Genomic DNA, 17,181 nt, shown 5'->3' on the forward strand with positions numbered 1-17,181 from the left:
CGGCCCGTCTCCGCCACCACCGTAGCGTCCCAGCAACCACCTCAGCAGCGCCGGTGAAGGGGTATTTACGGTTTGGGTCCGAGACCTGCAACCCCCATTCTGAAAAAACTTCACTTTTCCGCTCAGTTTCTTAACAATATTAATAATAACAAAAGCTTACCTTTAAATCCGAGCACTTTCAGCCCCCACAAACGCATGCCCGCAACGCTCAAAACCCTAGGATAGCGGGGAATCGCACCAAGAGGCGCATCGCCGCCCACAGACTCAAACATAGAAAACGCCGCCAAGGTTTCCCAAGGCGGCGTGCTTCAGTGAGTGGCTGGGGTGTTTAGTCCAGATCGAACCGATCCGCGTTCATGACCTTGTTCCAGGCCGAGACGAAATCGCAGACGAATTTGCCGCCCGCATCGTCCTGACCATAGACCTCGGCCAGCGCCCGCAATTGCGAGTTCGAGCCAAAGACCAAATCAACGCGGGTGCCGGTCCACTTTACGTCGCCGCTGGCACGGTCGCGGCCCTCATAGATACCGTCACCGGACGGCTTCCACTCGGTCCCCATATCCAGCAGGTTCACGAAGAAGTCAGTGCTGAGTGTGCCAACCCGGTCGGTGAACACACCATGCGAGGTGCCGCCGAAATTGGCGCCCAGCACGCGCATCCCGCCGACCAGCGCAGTCATCTCGGGCGCGGATAGCGTCAGCAGCTGCGCCTTGTCGACCAGCAACGCCTCGGCCGGGACCGAGTATTCCTTGCGCAGGTAGTTGCGGAAGCCGTCGGCGATGGGCTCCATCACCGCAAAGCTGTCCACATCCGTCTGCTCTTGTGTGGCATCGGTGCGACCCGGGGTGAAGGGCACGTCGACATCCTGGCCGGCGGCCTTGGCCGCCTGTTCAATGGCCGCCGCACCGCCCAGCACGATGACATCGGCCAGCGAGACTTTCTTGCCACCGGATTGCGCGGCGTTGAACGCGGTCTGCACGCCTTCCAGCGCCTCAAGCGCCTTGGCCAGTTTCAGTGGCTCGTTGACGTCCCAGTCCTTCTGCGGGGCCAGACGCACATGGGCACCGTTGGCACCGCCGCGCATGTCCGAACCCCGATAGGTCGAGGCCGAGGCCCATGCTGTCGAGACCAGTTCAGACACCGACAGCCCGGTGGCCAGAATCTTGGCCTTGAGGTCCGCTGCATCCGCGTCGTCGATCAGTTCGTGATCGACGGCGGGCACGTTGTCCTGCCACAGAAGTTCCTCGGTCGGCGCCTCGGACCCAAGGTAGCGCGAGCGCGGGCCCATGTCGCGGTGGGTTAGCTTGAACCACGCGCGGGCGAAGGCATCGGCGAACTCTTCGGGGTTTTCGTGGAACCGCTTCGAGATCGGGCCATAGATCGGGTCCATCCGCATCGCCATGTCGGCGGTGGTCATCATGGTTTTGACCTTCTTGGACGGATCATGCGCTGCAGGGGCCATGTCTTCGTCCTTGACGCCCACCGGTTCCCAGATCCACGCGCCCGAGGGGCTTTTGGTCAGGTTCCAGTCATAGCCGAACAGCAGATCGAAATAGCCGTTGTCCCATTTGATCGGGTTCGCGGTCCATGCGCCCTCGATTCCACTGGTGGTGGTGTCATCGCCCTTGCCGCTGCCGAAATCGTTGATCCAGCCAAAGCCCATGGCTTCCATCGGGGCGGCCTCGGGTTCGGGGCCGACCAGTCCGGGATCACCGGCACCATGCGCCTTGCCAAAGGTGTGGCCTCCAGCGACCAGCGCAACGGTTTCCTCGTCATTCATTGCCATCCGGGCAAAGGTGTCGCGGATATCGCGGCCAGACGCCAGAATGTCGGGCTGACCATCGGGACCTTCGGGGTTCACATAGATCAGGCCCATCTGCACGGCGGCCAGCGGGTTTTCCAGATCACGTTCGCCGGAATAACGGCTGTGCGGGTTGTCGGTCGGGGCCAGCCATTCGGTCTCGGTCCCCCAATAGATGTCTTCTTCGGGGGCCCAGATATCCTCACGACCGCCAGCGAAGCCAAAGGTCTTGCCGCCCATGGATTCGATCGCGCAGTTCCCGGCCAGAATGTACAGGTCCGCCCAGGAAATCTGGTTGCCGTATTTCTGCTTGATCGGCCACAGCAGGCGACGCGCCTTGTCCAGGTTGCCGTTATCGGGCCAGCTGTTGAGCGGCGCAAACCGTTGCGAGCCTGTCGATCCACCGCCGCGACCATCCGCCGTCCGGTAGGTACCCGCGCTATGCCAGGCCATGCGGATGAACAACCCGCCATAGTGACCGTAATCCGCGGGCCACCAATCCTGCGAGTCGGTCATCAGCGCATAGAGGTCATCCTTCAGCGCCTGAAGGTCGAGCTTTTTGAACTCTTCCGCATAGTTGAACGTCTCACCCATCGGATTCGAGGCCACCCCATGCTGGTGCAGGATCGACAGGTTCAGCTGGTTCGGCCACCAGTCCCGGTTGGTTCGGGCCTCGGCGCCATGCATTACAGGGCATTTGCCCATGTTTGGGGTGTCACTTCCGTCCATATCGGTCTCCTAGTCCTGGCTAGATGTGTGCGTCGCGCGGTTTACTTGGGTACAAGAAACAGGGGTCCTGAGCGTCTTTGCGCCTGTCATCGGCCCGGGCACTGCGCGTGAATGCGCGGATCGGCCCTGCCTGCGGTTTGGAAAATGGCATTAACGACTCGTTCTTTTCTGTCTTGGCGTAGGTCTAGCAAATCTGGGTCATGCAAATAAGTTTTGTTTTTCGATGATATTAATAACTAAAAACTATCACTCTACGTCGGCCTCACTCCGCCGCAGCGTCATGATTGCCTTTTCTCAACCGCCCTTCACAGTGGCCGCCATCGGCAACAAGGGGAAGGCGGATGCAATTCGACTATGTGATCGTGGGCGGAGGCTCGGCAGGGGCGGTTCTGGCCAACCGGCTGAGCGCGGATCCCCAAACCCGTGTCTGCCTGCTTGAGGCTGGTGGCCGCGGCGATAGCGTGCTGGTGCGGATGCCTGCGGCGGTGGTCGCCATGCTGCCGGGACGGCCAAAGATCAACAACTGGGCCTTTGAAACCGTGCCCCAGCCCGGTCTGAACGGGCGCAAGGGGTATCAACCACGCGGGCGCGCATTGGGTGGGTCCAGTGCCATCAATGCGATGCTCTATATACGGGGTCAACGTCAGGATTATGACGGCTGGGCCGATCTGGGCTGCGAAGGCTGGGATTGGGACAGCGTGCTGCCCTATTTCAAACGGTCTGAGAATAACGAGCGCGGAGCGGATGACCTGCATGGCGATACTGGTCCGCTGCAGGTGTCCAATCAGAAACAGGAACGCCCGATCACCCGCGCCTTTGTAGATGCCGCCACCCAGATGCAGCACCGGCGTACCGAAGATTTCAACCGGGGCGACAATGAAGGCGCAGGTCTCTATCAAGTCACCCAGTTTCATGATCCTGCGCGCAATGGCGAACGATGCTCGGCAGCGGCGGCCTATCTGTTCCCCGTCATGCAGCGCCCCAATCTGACCGTCATCACCGGCGCCCATGTGCAGCGGTTGGTGCTGAACGGTAAGCGCGCGACCGGGGTGCGGTATCGCAAAAGCGGAAAAGGCGCAGACCTGCAGATAGACGCCACGCGAGAGGTTCTGGTCTGTGCCGGGGCGCTGAAATCGCCTCAGGTCTTGATGCTGTCGGGGATCGGAGATGCCGAGGTGCTCTTGCAACACGGCATCCCCGTTGCGCATGACCTGCCAGGGGTAGGGCAGAACCTGCAGGATCATCTGGACTTTACGATCTCGTATAAGACCAAGGATACGGACACCTTTGGTATCGGCCCGGTGGGGGGCATGAAACTGCTGGGTCACCTGAATCGCTGGCGCAAGGACGGGGTATCGATGGCGGCAACGCCCTTTGCAGAAGGGGCGGCCTTTCTGAAAACGACACCTGATCTGGACCGTCCCGATGTGCAGCTGCACTTTACCATCGCAATGGTCGATGACCACGCGCGCAAGCTGCATATGGGCTATGGCTATAGCTGCCATGTCTGCAAGCTGCGGCCTGAAAGCCGGGGCACCGTTCTGCTGAACAACGCCGACCCGGAGGCTCCGCCCGCAATTGACCCAAACTTCCTATCCGATCCACGCGATCTGGACACGATGATCAAAGGTGCCCGCCTCACGCGCGAGATCATGCAAGCCCCGGCGCTGGCCCCTTATCGGCACAAAGAGATGTTCGGCACCGATACCGCCCAAAGCGATGCGGATTGGGAACACCACATTCGCGCCCGGGCCGACACGATCTATCACCCTGTGGGTACCTGTAAGATGGGTCATGACGATATGGCAGTGGTCGGCCCCGACCTGCGCGTGCGCGGCATTGACGGGCTGCGGGTGGTCGATGCCTCGATCATGCCGACCCTGATCTCGGGCAATACCAATGCGCCAACCATGATGATTGCGGAAAAGGCGGCTGACATGATCCTGTCTGTAGCCTGACGAAAACATGCGTTGAGGCACAGGCCCGAACGCTCTACACCCTTGGCAAGCAAGGGGAGAGAGCGATGCCAGCACCGACAAACACATTCAAGCAAGCCCTCAAAGCCGAGCAACTGCAGCTGGGTTGTTGGCTGGGGATGGCTGATTCATACGCCGCCGAGATGGCCGCCACAGCCCGTTTTGATTGGCTCCTGATCGACGGTGAGCACGCGCCGAATGACCTGCGTTCGATCCTAGGGCAGTTGCAAATCGTTCAGGCCTCGGACGCGCATGCGGCGGTTCGGTTGCCCGTGGGCGAGACATGGATGATCAAACAGGTGCTGGATGCCGGTGCGCAAACCCTGCTGATCCCGATGGTCGAAAGCGCCGAACAGGCGCAAGAGCTGGTCCGGGCCGTAACCTATCCCCCAACCGGGACGCGCGGCGTTGGCTCGGCCCTTGCGCGGGCATCGAAGTTTTCGGCTATTCCCGACTACCTGCAAACGGCGGATGATCAGGTATGCCTGCTGGTGCAGGTCGAAAACCGCGCCGGCCTTGCGGCGCTGGATGAAATTCTGGCCGTCGATGGGGTGGATGGCGTATTCATCGGCCCCGCTGATCTGGCTGCTGATCTGGGCCATATCGGCAATGCGACTCATCCGGATGTGGACGCCGCCATCATGGACGCGCTCAGCCGGATCGTGAAAGCGGGCAAGGCAGCAGGTATTCTGGCCCTTGATCCAGTGATGCAGAAGCGCTGCGCCGATCTGGGTGTGACCTTCATTGCCACTGGCGTCGACGTCGTCCTTTTCGCCAAGGCGATGCGGGATGAAGCCGAAGACGCACGTGCAAGGCTTCTGCCCGGCTAGTGACCGCTCACCTTTTTATAGAGCGCTGATTTATAGCCAAAGGGAATGCCCAGCACGCCGACCAGCCAACCGGCGGTGCGGGCGATCTGGATCAACCGTTTGTCCGGCTGAAACGGCAACAGCAGGATCAGCACCAACAACGCCACCAACCGCAGTGGGGCGCTGAGGAAGCCGACTATGGCCCCTTTCGGTTTCTGATCCAGCTTGCGGCGCATATGCGTGTTGGCCTGGTCCCGCCCCCGCGCGGCCTGATACCAGAACGACAGCCGGTCCGGCGGTATCGTCTCATAGACAAACGCATCCGCGACCCAGCCTGCGGGCAACCCGGCCGCAACCACCTCGGCATAGAATTTGGCATCGGTGCCGCCGGTCATACGCATGGCCTCGTCGAACCACAGGCCGGTTTCGCTGAACAGCCGCGTCTCGGCCAGCCAGTTGTTGGTGACGATGGTCACGCCGCCCGTATCGTTCAGGGTCGCCTTCCGCGCTGCCGCGCGCTCCTTTTCGAGATAGCGATTGCTGATGTTGCGCAGCATTAGCCGTTGCAACGCGGTTTCCGCCCCCGAAGGTCCCGCCGCCCGCAACGGGGCACCCAGCAGAACCGCCGAACTGGCGCGGTACCCGGCGACCAGACGCTCCAGCCAGTCGGGGGCGACGACCTCATCATCATCTACGAAGCACAGCAAATCCGCACCCTGCGCCAACGCCTCGCGCGCGGCCCGGTTACGGCCAAAGGGGATGCCGGGTTCGGTCTCCAGAACATAATCCAGCGTTGCGCCATTCGTCAGTGTCTCACCTGCCGCACGCACCGTGGATTCGCTGAAAGGTGAGGCATCGTTTTCGACCACCAGACACAGCACGGTGCAGTCAGGCGGAAGGGTCATAGCGCCCCAGCTTTGGATCAGCGCCGCCAGCATTTCAGGGCGCTGACGGGTCAGCGTCGACACGGTGATCTTCAAAGGGGCAGAGCGGTCATCCATCGGACCCCCTTACAACCCACGGCGCTTTGTTGACAAGCTTCAGCGCCCGGCTGCGGTCGCGTTCTGGTGCTGCATCAGCGCCTCAAGCCCCACCCGGTAATTGGGATAGAGCAGTGAGACACCCAGTTCAGACTTGATCCGATCATTCCGAACCCGCTTGTTTTCATTGTAGAAACTGCGCGCCATCGGGGTCAGATCAGCCTCGTCATAGGCTATGGCGGGCGGCATCGGCAGGCCCTGCAACTCGGCCGCATAGCCGATGACATCCTGTGGCGGGACGGGTTCATCATCGCAGACGTTGTAGATCGCCCCCGGATTGGGGCGTGCCATCGAGGCGATCAGAACTTGCGCGATATCGTCCACATGAATGCGCGAAAACACCTGCCCCGGTTTGATGATCCGCCGCAACCCGCCACGCTTGAGCTTTGAGAACGGACCGCGCCCTGGCCCATAGATGCCTGCCAGACGGAAAATATGCAGCGGCAGGTTCGGAATCTCGGCCCACTGGGTCTCGGCCAGTAACCGCCACTGACCCCGTCGGGCCGTGGGGGTTGCTGGGGTCGTCTCGTCGACCCATGCGCCCTGATGATCACCGTAGACCGCTGTCGTCGACAAATACCCCACCCATTCAAACTGCCCGGCGCGCGCGGCGATCTCATCGCGCAGCTGGGCCAGAACCGGGTCGCCCTCGGCGCTTGGCGCGGTCGAAATCAGCAGATGGGTCACCCCGTCCAGATCGGGGCTTTCGCCCGGCCAAACATGCGGTTCCGCCCCCGACGCGCGGATGGCGTCAAGCTGACTTGGGTCCCGCGTGGTCCCGATGACGCGCCAGGCGTTCGGGTCCAGCTGTTTCGAAATGGCACGGGCCGAATAGCCATGGCCGAAAGAGAACAAGCACTGAGTCATGTCCCTTTGATGATCCGCCCAACGCAGGGATGCAAGCGCCGGATGGACGCACTTGATTCGAATCCTCGGATACGCATTCATTGATGTATGAGCGACAAACCCCCAAACCTGCACGCCGCCTATGCACTGAAATCGCCAGACGATAACAGGCGTCTCTATGCAGAGTGGGCCGGGGACTATGATGAAGGCTTCGCTGCGCTCGAGGATTATCAGCTGCACATTCACACCGCCCGCGCCTTCGTCAGCGCCGGTGGGCAGGGTCCGGTTCTGGATGTCGGCGCAGGAACAGGGCTGTGCGGCGGCATTCTGGTCGGGCTGGGTGCGGGGCCGATTGATGCGACCGATATCAGCGCCGAGATGCTGGATCAGGCCATGCGCAAGGATATCTATCGCGACGCGATCGAGGCCGACCTGAACGATGGCCTTCCAATCCCGGGCGACAGCTATGCGGGCATCGTGTCCTCGGGGACCTTCACACATGGCCATCTGGGCCCGCAGGTCTTGCCCACCCTGCTGCGCGTCGCCCGCCCGGGTGCCCAGTTTGCCCTGTCGATCAACGCAAAGCACTTTGAGACTATGGGATTTGCCGAAGCCTTCAGGTCTCTTGAGGACGGCCAGATCAGGAATCTGTCATTGCCCGAGGTCCGAATCTACGGAGAGCTGGCCGCCGGTCCGAACAAAGATGATCGCGCCCTTGTCGCCCTGTTTGAAAAGTCCTGATCAAACACTAATCCGGCTATTCCGTTCAGGTGTACATTTGTTTCTTATAGGCTCGCGTCCGCACCGTCGCCTCGGCTGAACCGTCGTGATAGGTGCCGAACCATTTATCGAACGGGATTTCGGACGTACCATAGTTGCACTCAAAATACCGGTGATGCAGCTGATGAAAGAAATCCCCCGCGCGGGCGGCGTCGGTGTCTGCGGCCCTGAGTTTCTCGAACCCGGAATGGGACAGAACCGGGCTGATCTGCTGAAAATAGACGTGAAACAGCACATGCAGCGGATGCGAGGGCACGATCAGGTGGATGAAATAAGTGGTGAAATACAGCATGTTCTCGAACCAGTGGTTCGATATGCCGGACCACGGGCCGATATTGACGTTGCGATGGTGCACGGCGTGGACGTGCTTATATAGTTTGGGGTGATGTTCCAGCCGGTGCACCCAGTAGAAATGCAGCCCCGACCACATGGGGATGAACAGCATCCAGATCACAAACCAGACCGGCGCTGCGGCCCATGTGATCACTGGCACATAGGCGTTCGCCATCGCCCAGTAGATGATCCACTGATAGACGGTCGCCACCGTCATGGCGCTGCCGAGGGTCCACCAGATGTTGTCCCAAACCTGATTGCGGAAGGTGAAATTTCCGTTGTCGCGGGTCAGGTCCCGGCGGTCGAACTTCTTGTACATGCCCTGACCTTTGCGCAGGTAAAGCCACCAGTGCAGCCCTCCGGCCACCAGGATTTGCGGCACCATGTTCAGCAGCCAGATGCGAAACATCCAGCCGGGTGCAAAGCTTCGCATTGTCTCTAACGCGGGGAAAAACGCCGCATATGCGATCAGGGCCAGCGCCATGCACAACGTCAATGACGTCAGCGGCAGCCATGCGCCCCGGTACCACCGTAAGATCGCCATAGGGCGCGGTGGCCAGCTGAACAGCGGATTCAGCCCAACCGGCCCCTCGGGGCGATAGTTCCAGCGGGCGGCCTCAGCGTCATGAGCGTCGGTCATAGCAGATGCTCCTTACAGGATCTTCAGGTTGCGTAGTCCGAGCCTTCGGCATCCAGCACGGCCTTGATCTCGCGCAGATGCGCCTGGGCCTGACCTGGATAGTCGTCCAGCTCTTGCGCGGTTTTCTCGGCGATCTCATCAGACAGGACGCGCAAGGGCTGACCGGTCTGCAGGGCGCGGATATAAGTTTCAGCCGCACGTTCGAAATAATAGAGTCTATTAAAGGCATCTGCCGGGTTCTCACCGATTACCAGAACCCCGTGATTGCCCATGATCATGACCTTTTTCCGCGGGTCCGACAGCATCGCAGCACAGCGCGCGCCTTCGCTTTCGAAGGCCAGCCCGCCGAATTCCTCATCGATGACATAGCGGTTGTAGAACGTGGCCGTATTCTGGTCGATCGGCGGCAGCGAACTGTCGGCCAGCGAGGCCAGAACCGTCGCAAAGATCGAATGCACATGCATGACGCAGCGCGCATGCGGGCAATGGCGGTGGATCGATCCGTGCAGCCCCCAGGCGGTCGGGTCCGGCGCGCCGGGCTGGTCCATCACCGCAGCATCATTGGCGTCCAGCAGCAGCAGGTTCGAGGCCTTGATGCGCGAGAAATGCATCTGGTTTGCATTCATCAGAAACTGCGTCCCCTCCGGGTTCACCGCCAGACTGAAATGATTCGCTACGCCTTCGTGCATGTTCAGCCGCTCGGTCCAGCGAAAGGCGGCGGCCATGTCGACGCGTTCAGGCCAGTGATCCATGTTGGGGCGCAGGTTTGTGACGGTCATGGCGGGCTCCTTCGAGGTTTGGAAAATCGTGCCCGCGCCGGGAAAATTTGACCAACGAAAAAATCGCGTCTATTTCATTAGAAAAACTAATGGCAAGGTTATGCAGATGCAGAAACAGCTTCCTCCGCTGGGGTGGTTGCGCACGTTCGAGGCGGCAGCCCGGCATTTGTCCTTTACCGGCGCGGCGCGGGATCTGAACATGACCCAAAGCGCGGTCAGCCAGCAGATCAAGTCGCTGGAGCGGTATCTGGGGCAGCCCCTGTTCCTGCGCCGCCCCCGCGCGCTGGAGCTGACCGAGGCAGGCATCACCTATCTGCCCGTCGTGCGCGAAGCCTTTCGTACGCTTGTACGCGGCACCCAGGCTGTAACCGGAGCACAACAAAACGCGGTGCAGGTGCAAAGCAACATCACCTTCGCGGTCAACTGGCTGGCCCCACGACTGCCCCGGTTTCGGGCGCAGCATCCCGAGGTGCATCTGAACATCTTCACCGAACTGTGGGAGCCCCGCGAAATGGCCGAGGGCGCTGCGGTCGAAATCCGCTATTCCCTGCGCCCCGCCGACACCGTACGGACCGAGTTGCTGCGGACCGATCACTACTATCCGGTCTGCGCGCCGGGGTTCACGGTGACGCTGGAGGATCTGCAGCAGCAGCCACTGTTCGACTGCTCGAACCTGCTGTCGAACTGGGCGGGATGGGCTGAAGATCAGGGTCTAAATTGGGGAAATCCGCAGATCACTTACTCAACCACCTATCTTGTGAGCCTGTCGGTCGCCATGGCGGGCGGGGGTCTGTGCCTGACCCATGACACCATAGCCCGGCACCTGATCGACCAGGGCCAACTGGTCGCCCCCTTCTCCCATCGCGCCGAGATGCCCGAGGCCTACTACCTGCTGCTGTCACCCCAAGCCGAGGAAAACCCCGGCGCAGTTGCTTTTGCCGATTGGATACGCACGGAAATCGCGGCGGATGTTTCTGCCTAGAACGGGGCCCTCCCGCCCATCGTCACGGCCCCTGCGGGGCCTCTCCTCTGGTTGGGGGTGGCAGCGCTGACGCGCTGAGGGTGGTGCCTTATTCAGGGATTGTGATGATTTCATGATAGGTGCGCGGCGGGGGTTGCACCTTCTGCTGCATTCGGGAAAGTTGGGCCATGGAATACAAGACTTTCCCAAGTTGGCCCGATACCGCCCCCCGCCTCATCGCTGTTGCCGCAGGTCGCGAAGCGGCTGATATGGTCATCCGTGGCGGTGTTTGGGTAAACGTGCATACCCGCGAACTGCTGCCCAATCACGATGTAGCTATTGCCGCCGGGCGGGTGGCTTATGTCGGACTCGATGCCGCGCATTGTACGGGTCCTGAGACGCAGATCATCGAAGCGCAGGGCCGCTATATGATCCCCGGGCTGTGTGATGCGCACATGCATATCGAATCCGGAATGCTGACCCCGGCGGAATTCGCGCGCGCGGTGATCCCGCACGGCACCACGTCGATGTTCACCGATCCACATGAGATCGCCAATGTACTGGGCCTGGAGGGCGTACGGCTGATGCATGATGAGGCGCTGCTGCAGCCGGTGAATATCTTCACCCAGATGCCGTCCTGCGCGCCCTCGGCCCCGGGGCTTGAGACCACCGGCTACGAGATCACCGCCGAGGATGTGGCCGAGGCGATGGCTTGGCCCGGTATCATCGGGTTGGGCGAGATGATGAACTTCCCCGGTGTGATCCATGGCGACCCGAAGATGCTGGCCGAGATCGCAGCGACACAACGGGCGGGCAAAACGGTGGGCGGACACTATGCTTCGCCCGATTTAGGGTCTGATTTCGCGGCTTATGTGGCCGGAGGCCCCGCTGACGATCACGAAGGTACGTGCGAGGCCGACGCCATCGCACGGGTGCGGCAGGGGATGCGGTCGATGATGCGGCTGGGCTCGGCCTGGTACGATGTGGAAAGCCAGATTACGGCGGTGACCAAAAAAGGTCTGGACCCGCGCAACTTTATTCTGTGCACCGATGACTGCCATTCGGGCACTCTGGTCAATGACGGGCACATGAACCGCGTGGTGCGGCATGCGATTGCCTGCGGGTGCGATCCTGTGGTCGCGCTGCAGATGGCAACGCTGAACACCGCGACCCATTTCGGGCTTGAGCGCGAGATCGGCTCGATCACGCCCGGACGGCGCGCGGATGTGATCCTGACCTCGGACCTGACCGAGCTGCCGATTGAGACGGTGATCGCCCGCGGACAGATCGTGGCCGAGGGTGGCAAGGTCACGGTGGAGTGCCCGCACCTGAACTGGCCTGCGACTGCGCGCAACACGGTGCATCTGGGTCATGCGTTGGCGGGCACCGATTTTGAAATCAAAGCCCCCGCCGGGGCCAATCGCGTCAGGGCCAATGTCATCGGCGTGGTCGAAAACCAAGCCCCGACGCAGGCACTGAAGGCCGAATTGCCCATCATCGGCGGGCTGGTCGAGGGCGAGGGCGATGTCTGTCAGATCGCGCTGGTGGAACGGCATCGCGCCACGGGCGGGGTGACCAATGCCTTTGTCTCGGGGTTCGGGTATCAGGGGCGCATGGCCATGGCCTCGACCGTGGCGCATGACAGCCACCATATGATTGTCGTCGGCACCGACCGCGAACAGATGGCGCTGGCGGCGAACCGGCTGGCCGAGGTGGGCGGCGGTATCACGATTTTCCGCGATGGCGAAGAACTGGCTCTGGTGGAACTACCGATTGCAGGCCTGATGTCCGACAGCCCGGCAACCGAAGTGGCCGCCAAGGCGCAAAAGATGGTCGAGGCGATGCAGGCCTGCGGCTGTCAGCTCAACAACGCTTACATGCAGCACTCGTTGCTGGCCCTTGTGGTGATCCCGGAACTGCGGATCTCGGACCTTGGGCTGGTGGATGTCCGCACCTTTGAAAAGATAGACCTTCTGGAACCGCTTGCATGACCATTATCAATACGCCCGAGGCCCCGTTGGCCGAAACATTTACCGACCCCGAAGCCGCCGTTGCGCGGCTGGAGGAGCTTTACAACCAAGCCACCAACTTCCTGTGTGACAGCTTTGCCATGGCCATGCGCGATGGCGCTCCGACCGAGCGATTCAGAGCCTATTACCCGGAAATTCGGATCAAGACGTCATCCTACGCGCAGGTCGACAGCCGGCTAAGCTTTGGTCACGTCTCGGAACCCGGCACACATGCGATCACCGTTACACGGCCCGATCTGTTCCGATACTACCTGATCCAGCAGATCGCGCTGTTGATCAAGAACCACGACCAGCCCGTGACCATCGGGGCATCTGACACACCGATCCCGGTACATTTTGCGGTCGCCAACAATGCCGAGATGAGCGCGCTGCAACAAGGCCCAGCAGGGTTCACCCTGCGCGACGCCTTTGATGTGCCGGACCTGAACACCACCAATGATGACATCGTCAACGGCGTGCACGAACCCGACAACGGCACCGGGCCGCTGGCTTTGTTTACCGCCCAGCGCGTCGATTACTCTCTGGCGCGCCTGTCGCATTACACCGCAACGGACCCCGACCACTTCCAGAACCACGTCCTGTTCACAAACTACCAGTTCTATGTCTCGGAGTTTGAAAACTACGCCCGCACGCAGCTGGCTGATCCCGACAGTGGGTATACCAGCTTTGTCTCGACCGGAAATGTCGAGATCACGGATCCAAACACTCCGATCGAGCAGCCCCTGAAACTGCCGCAAATGCCGACCTATCACCTGAAACGAGCGGATGGGTCGGGGATCACCCTGGTCAATATCGGGGTCGGACCGTCGAACGCCAAAACCGCCACCGACCATATCGCCGTACTGCGCCCCCATGCCTGGCTGATGGTCGGCCACTGTGCCGGGCTGCGCAACACGCAGGCGTTGGGGGATTTCGTGCTGGCCCATGCCTATCTGCGCGAGGACAAGGTGCTGGACGACGACCTGCCCGTCTGGGTCCCGATTCCGCCGCTGGCCGAGGTTCAGGTCGCACTGGAACAGGCCGTGGCCGAAGTGACCAAGCTGGAAGGCTATGAGCTGAAGCGGATCATGCGCACCGGCACTGTCGCCTCGGTGGACAACCGGAACTGGGAGCTGCGGGATCAATCCGGCCCGGTGCAACGTCTCAGCCAATCGCGCGCGATTGCGCTGGATATGGAAAGCGCGACAATTGCCGCGAACGGGTACAGGTTCAGGGTTCCCTATGGCACGTTGCTGTGCGTGTCCGACAAGCCCCTGCACGGCGAATTAAAGCTTCCCGGCATGGCCTCGGCGTTCTATACAACGCAGGTCAGCCGCCATCTGGCCATCGGAATCCGCGCCATGGAGCATCTGCGCGGCATGCCGCTGGAGCGTCTGCACAGCCGGAAATTGCGTTCCTTCGACGAAACGGCCTTTCTCTGAAGCAAAAAAGCAACGATTTCCCCATATTTTTAGGGTTTTCAGCGCTACTATTCGTTGTGTTCGCCCACAATATCCCGTTACAGTTACGCGGTGAGGCCCAAATTATCGGGCACGTTAAGGAGACCAAGAAATGGCAAAGCCTATGACTAAGACTCAGCTGGTTGCTGCTCTCGCTGAGGAAATGGGAACTGACAAGAAATCCGCGAACGCCGCGCTGGAGGCCATGACCGGCCTGATCACCCGCGAAGTTTCGGCCGGTGGCGCCGTCACCCTGCCCGGCGTTGGCAAAATCTACTGCCGCGAGCGCCCCGAGCGCATGGTGCGCAACCCCGCCACCGGCGAGCAGTTCAAGAAAGAGGCCGACAAAGTGGTCAAGATGACCATCGCGAAGGCCCTGAAGGACAGCGTCAACGGCTAAACCGCCGCTGACTGATCACAAGATCGAAGGGGTCGCTGACAGGCGGCCCCTTTTTCTTGCGGTCGGGTCAAAAACCGGGGACAGTCGCCCGGTTGTCATCAGGAGGCCGAAATGGATCTGCGCGCCATTGCCATGGGGCTTGTCTTTGCCCTGATCTGGTCCTCGGCCTTTACCTCGGCACGGATCATTGTGGCCGATGCCTCGCCGCTGTTTTCGCTGGCGCTGCGGTTTTTGATTTCGGGGCTGATTGGTGTCGCAATCGCACGCGCCATGGGCCAAACTTGGCATCTGACGCGGCCGCAATGGCGCGCAACGATCCTGTTCGGAATCTGTCAAAATGCCCTGTATTTGGGTCTGAACTTCTACGCAATGCAGACCGTCGAAGCCTCGGTTGCCGCGATCATTGCATCGACTATGCCGCTGCTGGTGGCATTGGCCGGTTGGCTGCTATTGGCCGAGAGGCTGCGCCCGCTGGGCATCCTCGGGCTGCTGGCGGGCTTTGCCGGCGTGGCGCTGATCATGAGCAGCCGGATCAGCGCCGGTGTCGATCTGTTTGGCGTATTGCTGTGCGGAATCGGTGCCTTGGCCCTGACATTTGCAACACTGGCAGTGCGCGGTGCGACCTCGGGCGGGAACTTCATGATGGTGGTCGGGCTGCAGATGCTGGTGGGCTCGGCGGCCCTGTTCCTCGCCGCGCCGGTGTTCGAGACAATCTACATCCACCCAACACTGCCCTTTGTGCTGGCTTTCACCTATACAACCCTGTTCCCCGGCCTGTTGGCTACTTTGATCTGGTTCCTTCTTTTGGATCGCATCGGGCCGATCCGCGCGGCCACGTTCCACTTCCTCAACCCCGTGTTCGGCGTCGCCATAGCCGCAGCCCTGTTAGGCGAAAAGCTGGGTCCCATGGACCTGTTGGGCGTCGGTGTCACGACACTGGGAATTCTCGCTGTGCAAATCGCGCGGCAACCTGATCAGCGCAGCAAAGCCTCAACCTGACTGATTAAGATGGGCGCATTCGGCTTGGTGCCCGACCCGTAAGTGGCGACAACGGCCCCTTCTGCATCAATGAGTATCTTGTTGAAATTCCAGCTCGGGACGAAGCCGGTCTCGGCAGCGACGGCTTGGTAGAAAGGATGTGCATCGGGGCCTTTGACCTCGGTGATATCAGTCATCGGCAGCGTGAGGTTATAGTTGAACTCGCAGAACTCTTTGACGTCGCTTGCTGATTCCAGCTCTTGGTTGAATGAATTCGAGGGCACCGCAAGCACGACCAAACCGCGTTCCTCATAGGTTTCGTGCAGGGTCTGCAGGTCAGAATATTGCCCTGTGAACCCACACAATGACGCCGTGTTGACCACCAGCACAGGTTGCCCGCGCCAGTCTTCCAGCGATAGTGTTCCGCCATCAATCGATGAAAACTCGGCGGTCAGCGGCGCGGCCTGCACGGCTTTGCCCAACAAGATCAGGGCCGTTAGAAGAGCCATCCGAAACATATTGTCACCTCCTGTTGTAAGAGATACGCGATCAACGGCGTACCGGATCACCCGCACGGACCCGCGATCAGATTGAAATATGACTTTGATTTCCCCTCAGATGCGCCCAAATAGTACATCACCAACCCACCACCGGAGGAGCCATGTCCCGTTACACCAAGGACCCCGAGGTCATTGCCGCCCTGTCACCGGAAGAATTCCACGTCACCCAACGCAGCGGAACCGAACGCCCGGGCACAGGCAAGCTGCTTCACAACAAGGAACCGGGCATCTATGTGGACATCGTCTCGGGTGAGCCGCTGTTCGCCTCGACCCATAAATACGAATCCGGCTGCGGCTGGCCCAGCTTTACCAAGCCCATCGTGCATGAGCATGTCGAAGAGCTGGAAGACCGCACGCTGGGCATGATCCGCACCGAGGTCCGCTCGAAACATGGTGACAGCCATCTGGGCCATGTCTTCCCCGATGGCCCTCGTGAGCATGGTGGGCTACGTTATTGCATCAATTCCGCCTCGCTGCGGTTCATCCATCGCGACGAGATGGAGGCCGAAGGCTATGGCGAATTCCTGATTCATGTGGAGGATATCTGATGACCGAACACCGCGCTGTTCTGGCCGGGGGCTGCTTTTGGGGCATGCAGGACCTGATCCGCAAGCTGCCAGGCGTGTCCGGCACCCGTGTGGGATATACCGGAGGGGACGTACCCAACGCCACCTATCGCAACCACGGCACCCATGCCGAGGGGATCGAGATTTGGTTCGACCCCGCACAGATCACCTATCGCGATCTGCTGGAGTTCTTTTTCCAGATCCACGACCCGACCACGATCAACCGTCAGGGCAACGACCGCGGGATGAGCTATCGTTCGGCCATTTACTACGTGGATGACGCGCAGAAACAGGTGGCCGAAGACACGATTGCCGATGTGAATGCCAGCGGTATCTGGCCCGGCAGGGTGGTGACTGAGCTTGAGCCCGTCGGTGATTTCTGGGAAGCCGAGCCCGAGCATCAGGATTACCTTGAGCGTATCCCCAACGGCTATACCTGCCATTTCCCGCGCCCGGATTGGGTACTGCCGAAACGATCCAGCGCGGCAGAGTAACCGTCCGGTAGCCCCGCTTG

16 protein-coding genes are annotated in these 17,181 nt (G+C 60.8%); 10 read left to right on the forward strand and 6 right to left on the reverse strand.

Going from position 1 to position 17,181, the window contains the following annotated elements:
* Positions 1-328: 328 nt before the first annotated feature.
* Complete coding sequence (gene katG / locus ACR0KM_RS19705; RefSeq protein ID WP_480861378.1) at positions 329-2,530, reverse strand: catalase/peroxidase HPI; 2,202 nt, start codon at positions 2,528-2,530, stop codon at positions 329-331.
* Between the two features lie 341 nt (positions 2,531-2,871).
* On the opposite strand from katG, the gene ACR0KM_RS19710 reads away from it, so the two are divergent.
* Both ACR0KM_RS19710 and ACR0KM_RS19715 read left to right on the forward strand, forming a co-directional pair.
* Positions 2,872-4,488, forward strand: coding sequence for a GMC family oxidoreductase (locus ACR0KM_RS19710; RefSeq protein ID WP_480861377.1), 1,617 nt, complete (start codon positions 2,872-2,874; stop codon positions 4,486-4,488).
* Positions 4,489-4,553: 65 nt separating this feature from the next.
* Positions 4,554-5,336 (forward strand): aldolase/citrate lyase family protein, encoded by a 783-nt coding sequence (locus tag ACR0KM_RS19715; protein ID WP_480861376.1) that lies wholly within the window; start codon positions 4,554-4,556, stop codon positions 5,334-5,336.
* On the opposite strand, the gene ACR0KM_RS19720 is transcribed toward ACR0KM_RS19715, so the two are convergent.
* Both ACR0KM_RS19720 and ACR0KM_RS19725 read right to left on the reverse strand, forming a co-directional pair.
* A complete protein-coding gene (locus ACR0KM_RS19720; RefSeq protein ID WP_480861375.1) occupies positions 5,333-6,316 on the reverse strand; it encodes a glycosyltransferase in 984 nt (327 codons plus the stop codon). The two genes, ACR0KM_RS19715 and ACR0KM_RS19720, sit on opposite strands and share 4 nt — an antisense overlap.
* Positions 6,317-6,355: 39 nt before the next feature.
* Positions 6,356-7,222 (reverse strand): SDR family oxidoreductase, encoded by an 867-nt coding sequence (locus ACR0KM_RS19725; RefSeq protein ID WP_480861374.1) that lies wholly within the window; start codon positions 7,220-7,222, stop codon positions 6,356-6,358.
* An 87-nt stretch (positions 7,223-7,309) separates the two neighbouring features.
* Between ACR0KM_RS19725 and ACR0KM_RS19730 the strand changes: the two genes are divergently transcribed.
* Positions 7,310-7,942: a class I SAM-dependent DNA methyltransferase gene (locus tag ACR0KM_RS19730; RefSeq protein WP_480861373.1), complete on the forward strand. Its 633-nt coding sequence runs from the start codon at positions 7,310-7,312 to the stop codon at positions 7,940-7,942.
* Positions 7,943-7,967: 25 nt separating this feature from the next.
* Here the strand turns inward: ACR0KM_RS19730 and ACR0KM_RS19735 are convergent, their stop codons facing one another.
* Both ACR0KM_RS19735 and ACR0KM_RS19740 read right to left on the reverse strand, forming a co-directional pair.
* Positions 7,968-8,954 carry a sterol desaturase family protein gene (locus ACR0KM_RS19735; protein ID WP_480861372.1) on the reverse strand — a complete coding sequence of 329 codons (987 nt, stop codon included), beginning with the start codon at positions 8,952-8,954 and terminating at the stop codon, positions 7,968-7,970.
* 23 nt (positions 8,955-8,977) lie between these two features.
* Entirely contained in the window at positions 8,978-9,733 is a 756-nt protein-coding gene (locus ACR0KM_RS19740; protein WP_480861371.1) for a class II aldolase and adducin N-terminal domain-containing protein, read from the reverse strand.
* 106 nt (positions 9,734-9,839) lie between these two features.
* Between ACR0KM_RS19740 and ACR0KM_RS19745 the strand changes: the two genes are divergently transcribed.
* From ACR0KM_RS19745 to ACR0KM_RS19765, 5 genes are all read left to right on the forward strand, one after another.
* Entirely contained in the window at positions 9,840-10,715 is an 876-nt protein-coding gene (locus tag ACR0KM_RS19745) for a LysR family transcriptional regulator (RefSeq protein ID WP_480861370.1), read from the forward strand.
* A gap of 167 nt (positions 10,716-10,882) precedes the next feature.
* Positions 10,883-12,685 (forward strand): adenine deaminase, encoded by a 1,803-nt coding sequence (gene ade / locus ACR0KM_RS19750; protein ID WP_480861369.1) that lies wholly within the window; start codon positions 10,883-10,885, stop codon positions 12,683-12,685.
* Entirely contained in the window at positions 12,682-14,145 is a 1,464-nt protein-coding gene (locus tag ACR0KM_RS19755; RefSeq protein ID WP_480861368.1) for an AMP nucleosidase, read from the forward strand. The genes ade and ACR0KM_RS19755 overlap by 4 nt, the downstream gene beginning before the upstream one ends.
* Before the next feature lie 130 nt (positions 14,146-14,275).
* Complete coding sequence (locus ACR0KM_RS19760) at positions 14,276-14,563, forward strand: HU family DNA-binding protein (protein WP_010442901.1); 288 nt, start codon at positions 14,276-14,278, stop codon at positions 14,561-14,563.
* 111 nt (positions 14,564-14,674) lie between these two features.
* Positions 14,675-15,562: a DMT family transporter gene (locus ACR0KM_RS19765; protein ID WP_480861367.1), complete on the forward strand. Its 888-nt coding sequence runs from the start codon at positions 14,675-14,677 to the stop codon at positions 15,560-15,562.
* Here ACR0KM_RS19765 and ACR0KM_RS19770 read toward each other — a convergent pair.
* Positions 15,538-16,059 carry a glutathione peroxidase gene (locus ACR0KM_RS19770; RefSeq protein WP_480861366.1) on the reverse strand — a complete coding sequence of 174 codons (522 nt, stop codon included), beginning with the start codon at positions 16,057-16,059 and terminating at the stop codon, positions 15,538-15,540. The two genes, ACR0KM_RS19765 and ACR0KM_RS19770, sit on opposite strands and share 25 nt — an antisense overlap.
* A gap of 143 nt (positions 16,060-16,202) precedes the next feature.
* Between ACR0KM_RS19770 and msrB the strand changes: the two genes are divergently transcribed.
* Positions 16,203-16,649, forward strand: coding sequence for a peptide-methionine (R)-S-oxide reductase MsrB (msrB, locus tag ACR0KM_RS19775; RefSeq protein WP_480861365.1), 447 nt, complete (start codon positions 16,203-16,205; stop codon positions 16,647-16,649).
* Positions 16,649-17,161: a peptide-methionine (S)-S-oxide reductase MsrA gene (msrA, locus tag ACR0KM_RS19780; protein ID WP_480861364.1), complete on the forward strand. Its 513-nt coding sequence runs from the start codon at positions 16,649-16,651 to the stop codon at positions 17,159-17,161. The genes msrB and msrA overlap by 1 nt, the downstream gene beginning before the upstream one ends.
* The last annotated feature ends 20 nt before the right edge of the window (positions 17,162-17,181 follow it).

This window comes from Ruegeria sp. G10 (genome assembly GCF_056533645.1).

Coding starts and splice junctions, on each gene's coding strand:
- ACR0KM_RS19720 (WP_480861375.1), bottom strand. CDS start 6,316: ATGGATGACCGCTCTGCCCCTTTGAAGATCACCGTGTCGACGCTGACC.
- katG (WP_480861378.1), bottom strand. CDS start 2,530: ATGGACGGAAGTGACACCCCAAACATGGGCAAATGCCCTGTAATGCAT.
- ade (WP_480861369.1), top strand. CDS start 10,883: ATGGAATACAAGACTTTCCCAAGTTGGCCCGATACCGCCCCCCGCCTC.
- ACR0KM_RS19715 (WP_480861376.1), top strand. CDS start 4,554: ATGCCAGCACCGACAAACACATTCAAGCAAGCCCTCAAAGCCGAGCAA.
- ACR0KM_RS19740 (WP_480861371.1), bottom strand. CDS start 9,733: ATGACCGTCACAAACCTGCGCCCCAACATGGATCACTGGCCTGAACGC.
- ACR0KM_RS19730 (WP_480861373.1), top strand. CDS start 7,310: ATGAGCGACAAACCCCCAAACCTGCACGCCGCCTATGCACTGAAATCG.
- msrA (WP_480861364.1), top strand. CDS start 16,649: ATGACCGAACACCGCGCTGTTCTGGCCGGGGGCTGCTTTTGGGGCATG.
- ACR0KM_RS19710 (WP_480861377.1), top strand. CDS start 2,872: ATGCAATTCGACTATGTGATCGTGGGCGGAGGCTCGGCAGGGGCGGTT.
- msrB (WP_480861365.1), top strand. CDS start 16,203: ATGTCCCGTTACACCAAGGACCCCGAGGTCATTGCCGCCCTGTCACCG.
- ACR0KM_RS19745 (WP_480861370.1), top strand. CDS start 9,840: ATGCAGAAACAGCTTCCTCCGCTGGGGTGGTTGCGCACGTTCGAGGCG.
- ACR0KM_RS19760 (WP_010442901.1), top strand. CDS start 14,276: ATGGCAAAGCCTATGACTAAGACTCAGCTGGTTGCTGCTCTCGCTGAG.
- ACR0KM_RS19755 (WP_480861368.1), top strand. CDS start 12,682: ATGACCATTATCAATACGCCCGAGGCCCCGTTGGCCGAAACATTTACC.
- ACR0KM_RS19770 (WP_480861366.1), bottom strand. CDS start 16,059: ATGTTTCGGATGGCTCTTCTAACGGCCCTGATCTTGTTGGGCAAAGCC.
- ACR0KM_RS19765 (WP_480861367.1), top strand. CDS start 14,675: ATGGATCTGCGCGCCATTGCCATGGGGCTTGTCTTTGCCCTGATCTGG.
- ACR0KM_RS19725 (WP_480861374.1), bottom strand. CDS start 7,222: ATGACTCAGTGCTTGTTCTCTTTCGGCCATGGCTATTCGGCCCGTGCC.
- ACR0KM_RS19735 (WP_480861372.1), bottom strand. CDS start 8,954: ATGACCGACGCTCATGACGCTGAGGCCGCCCGCTGGAACTATCGCCCC.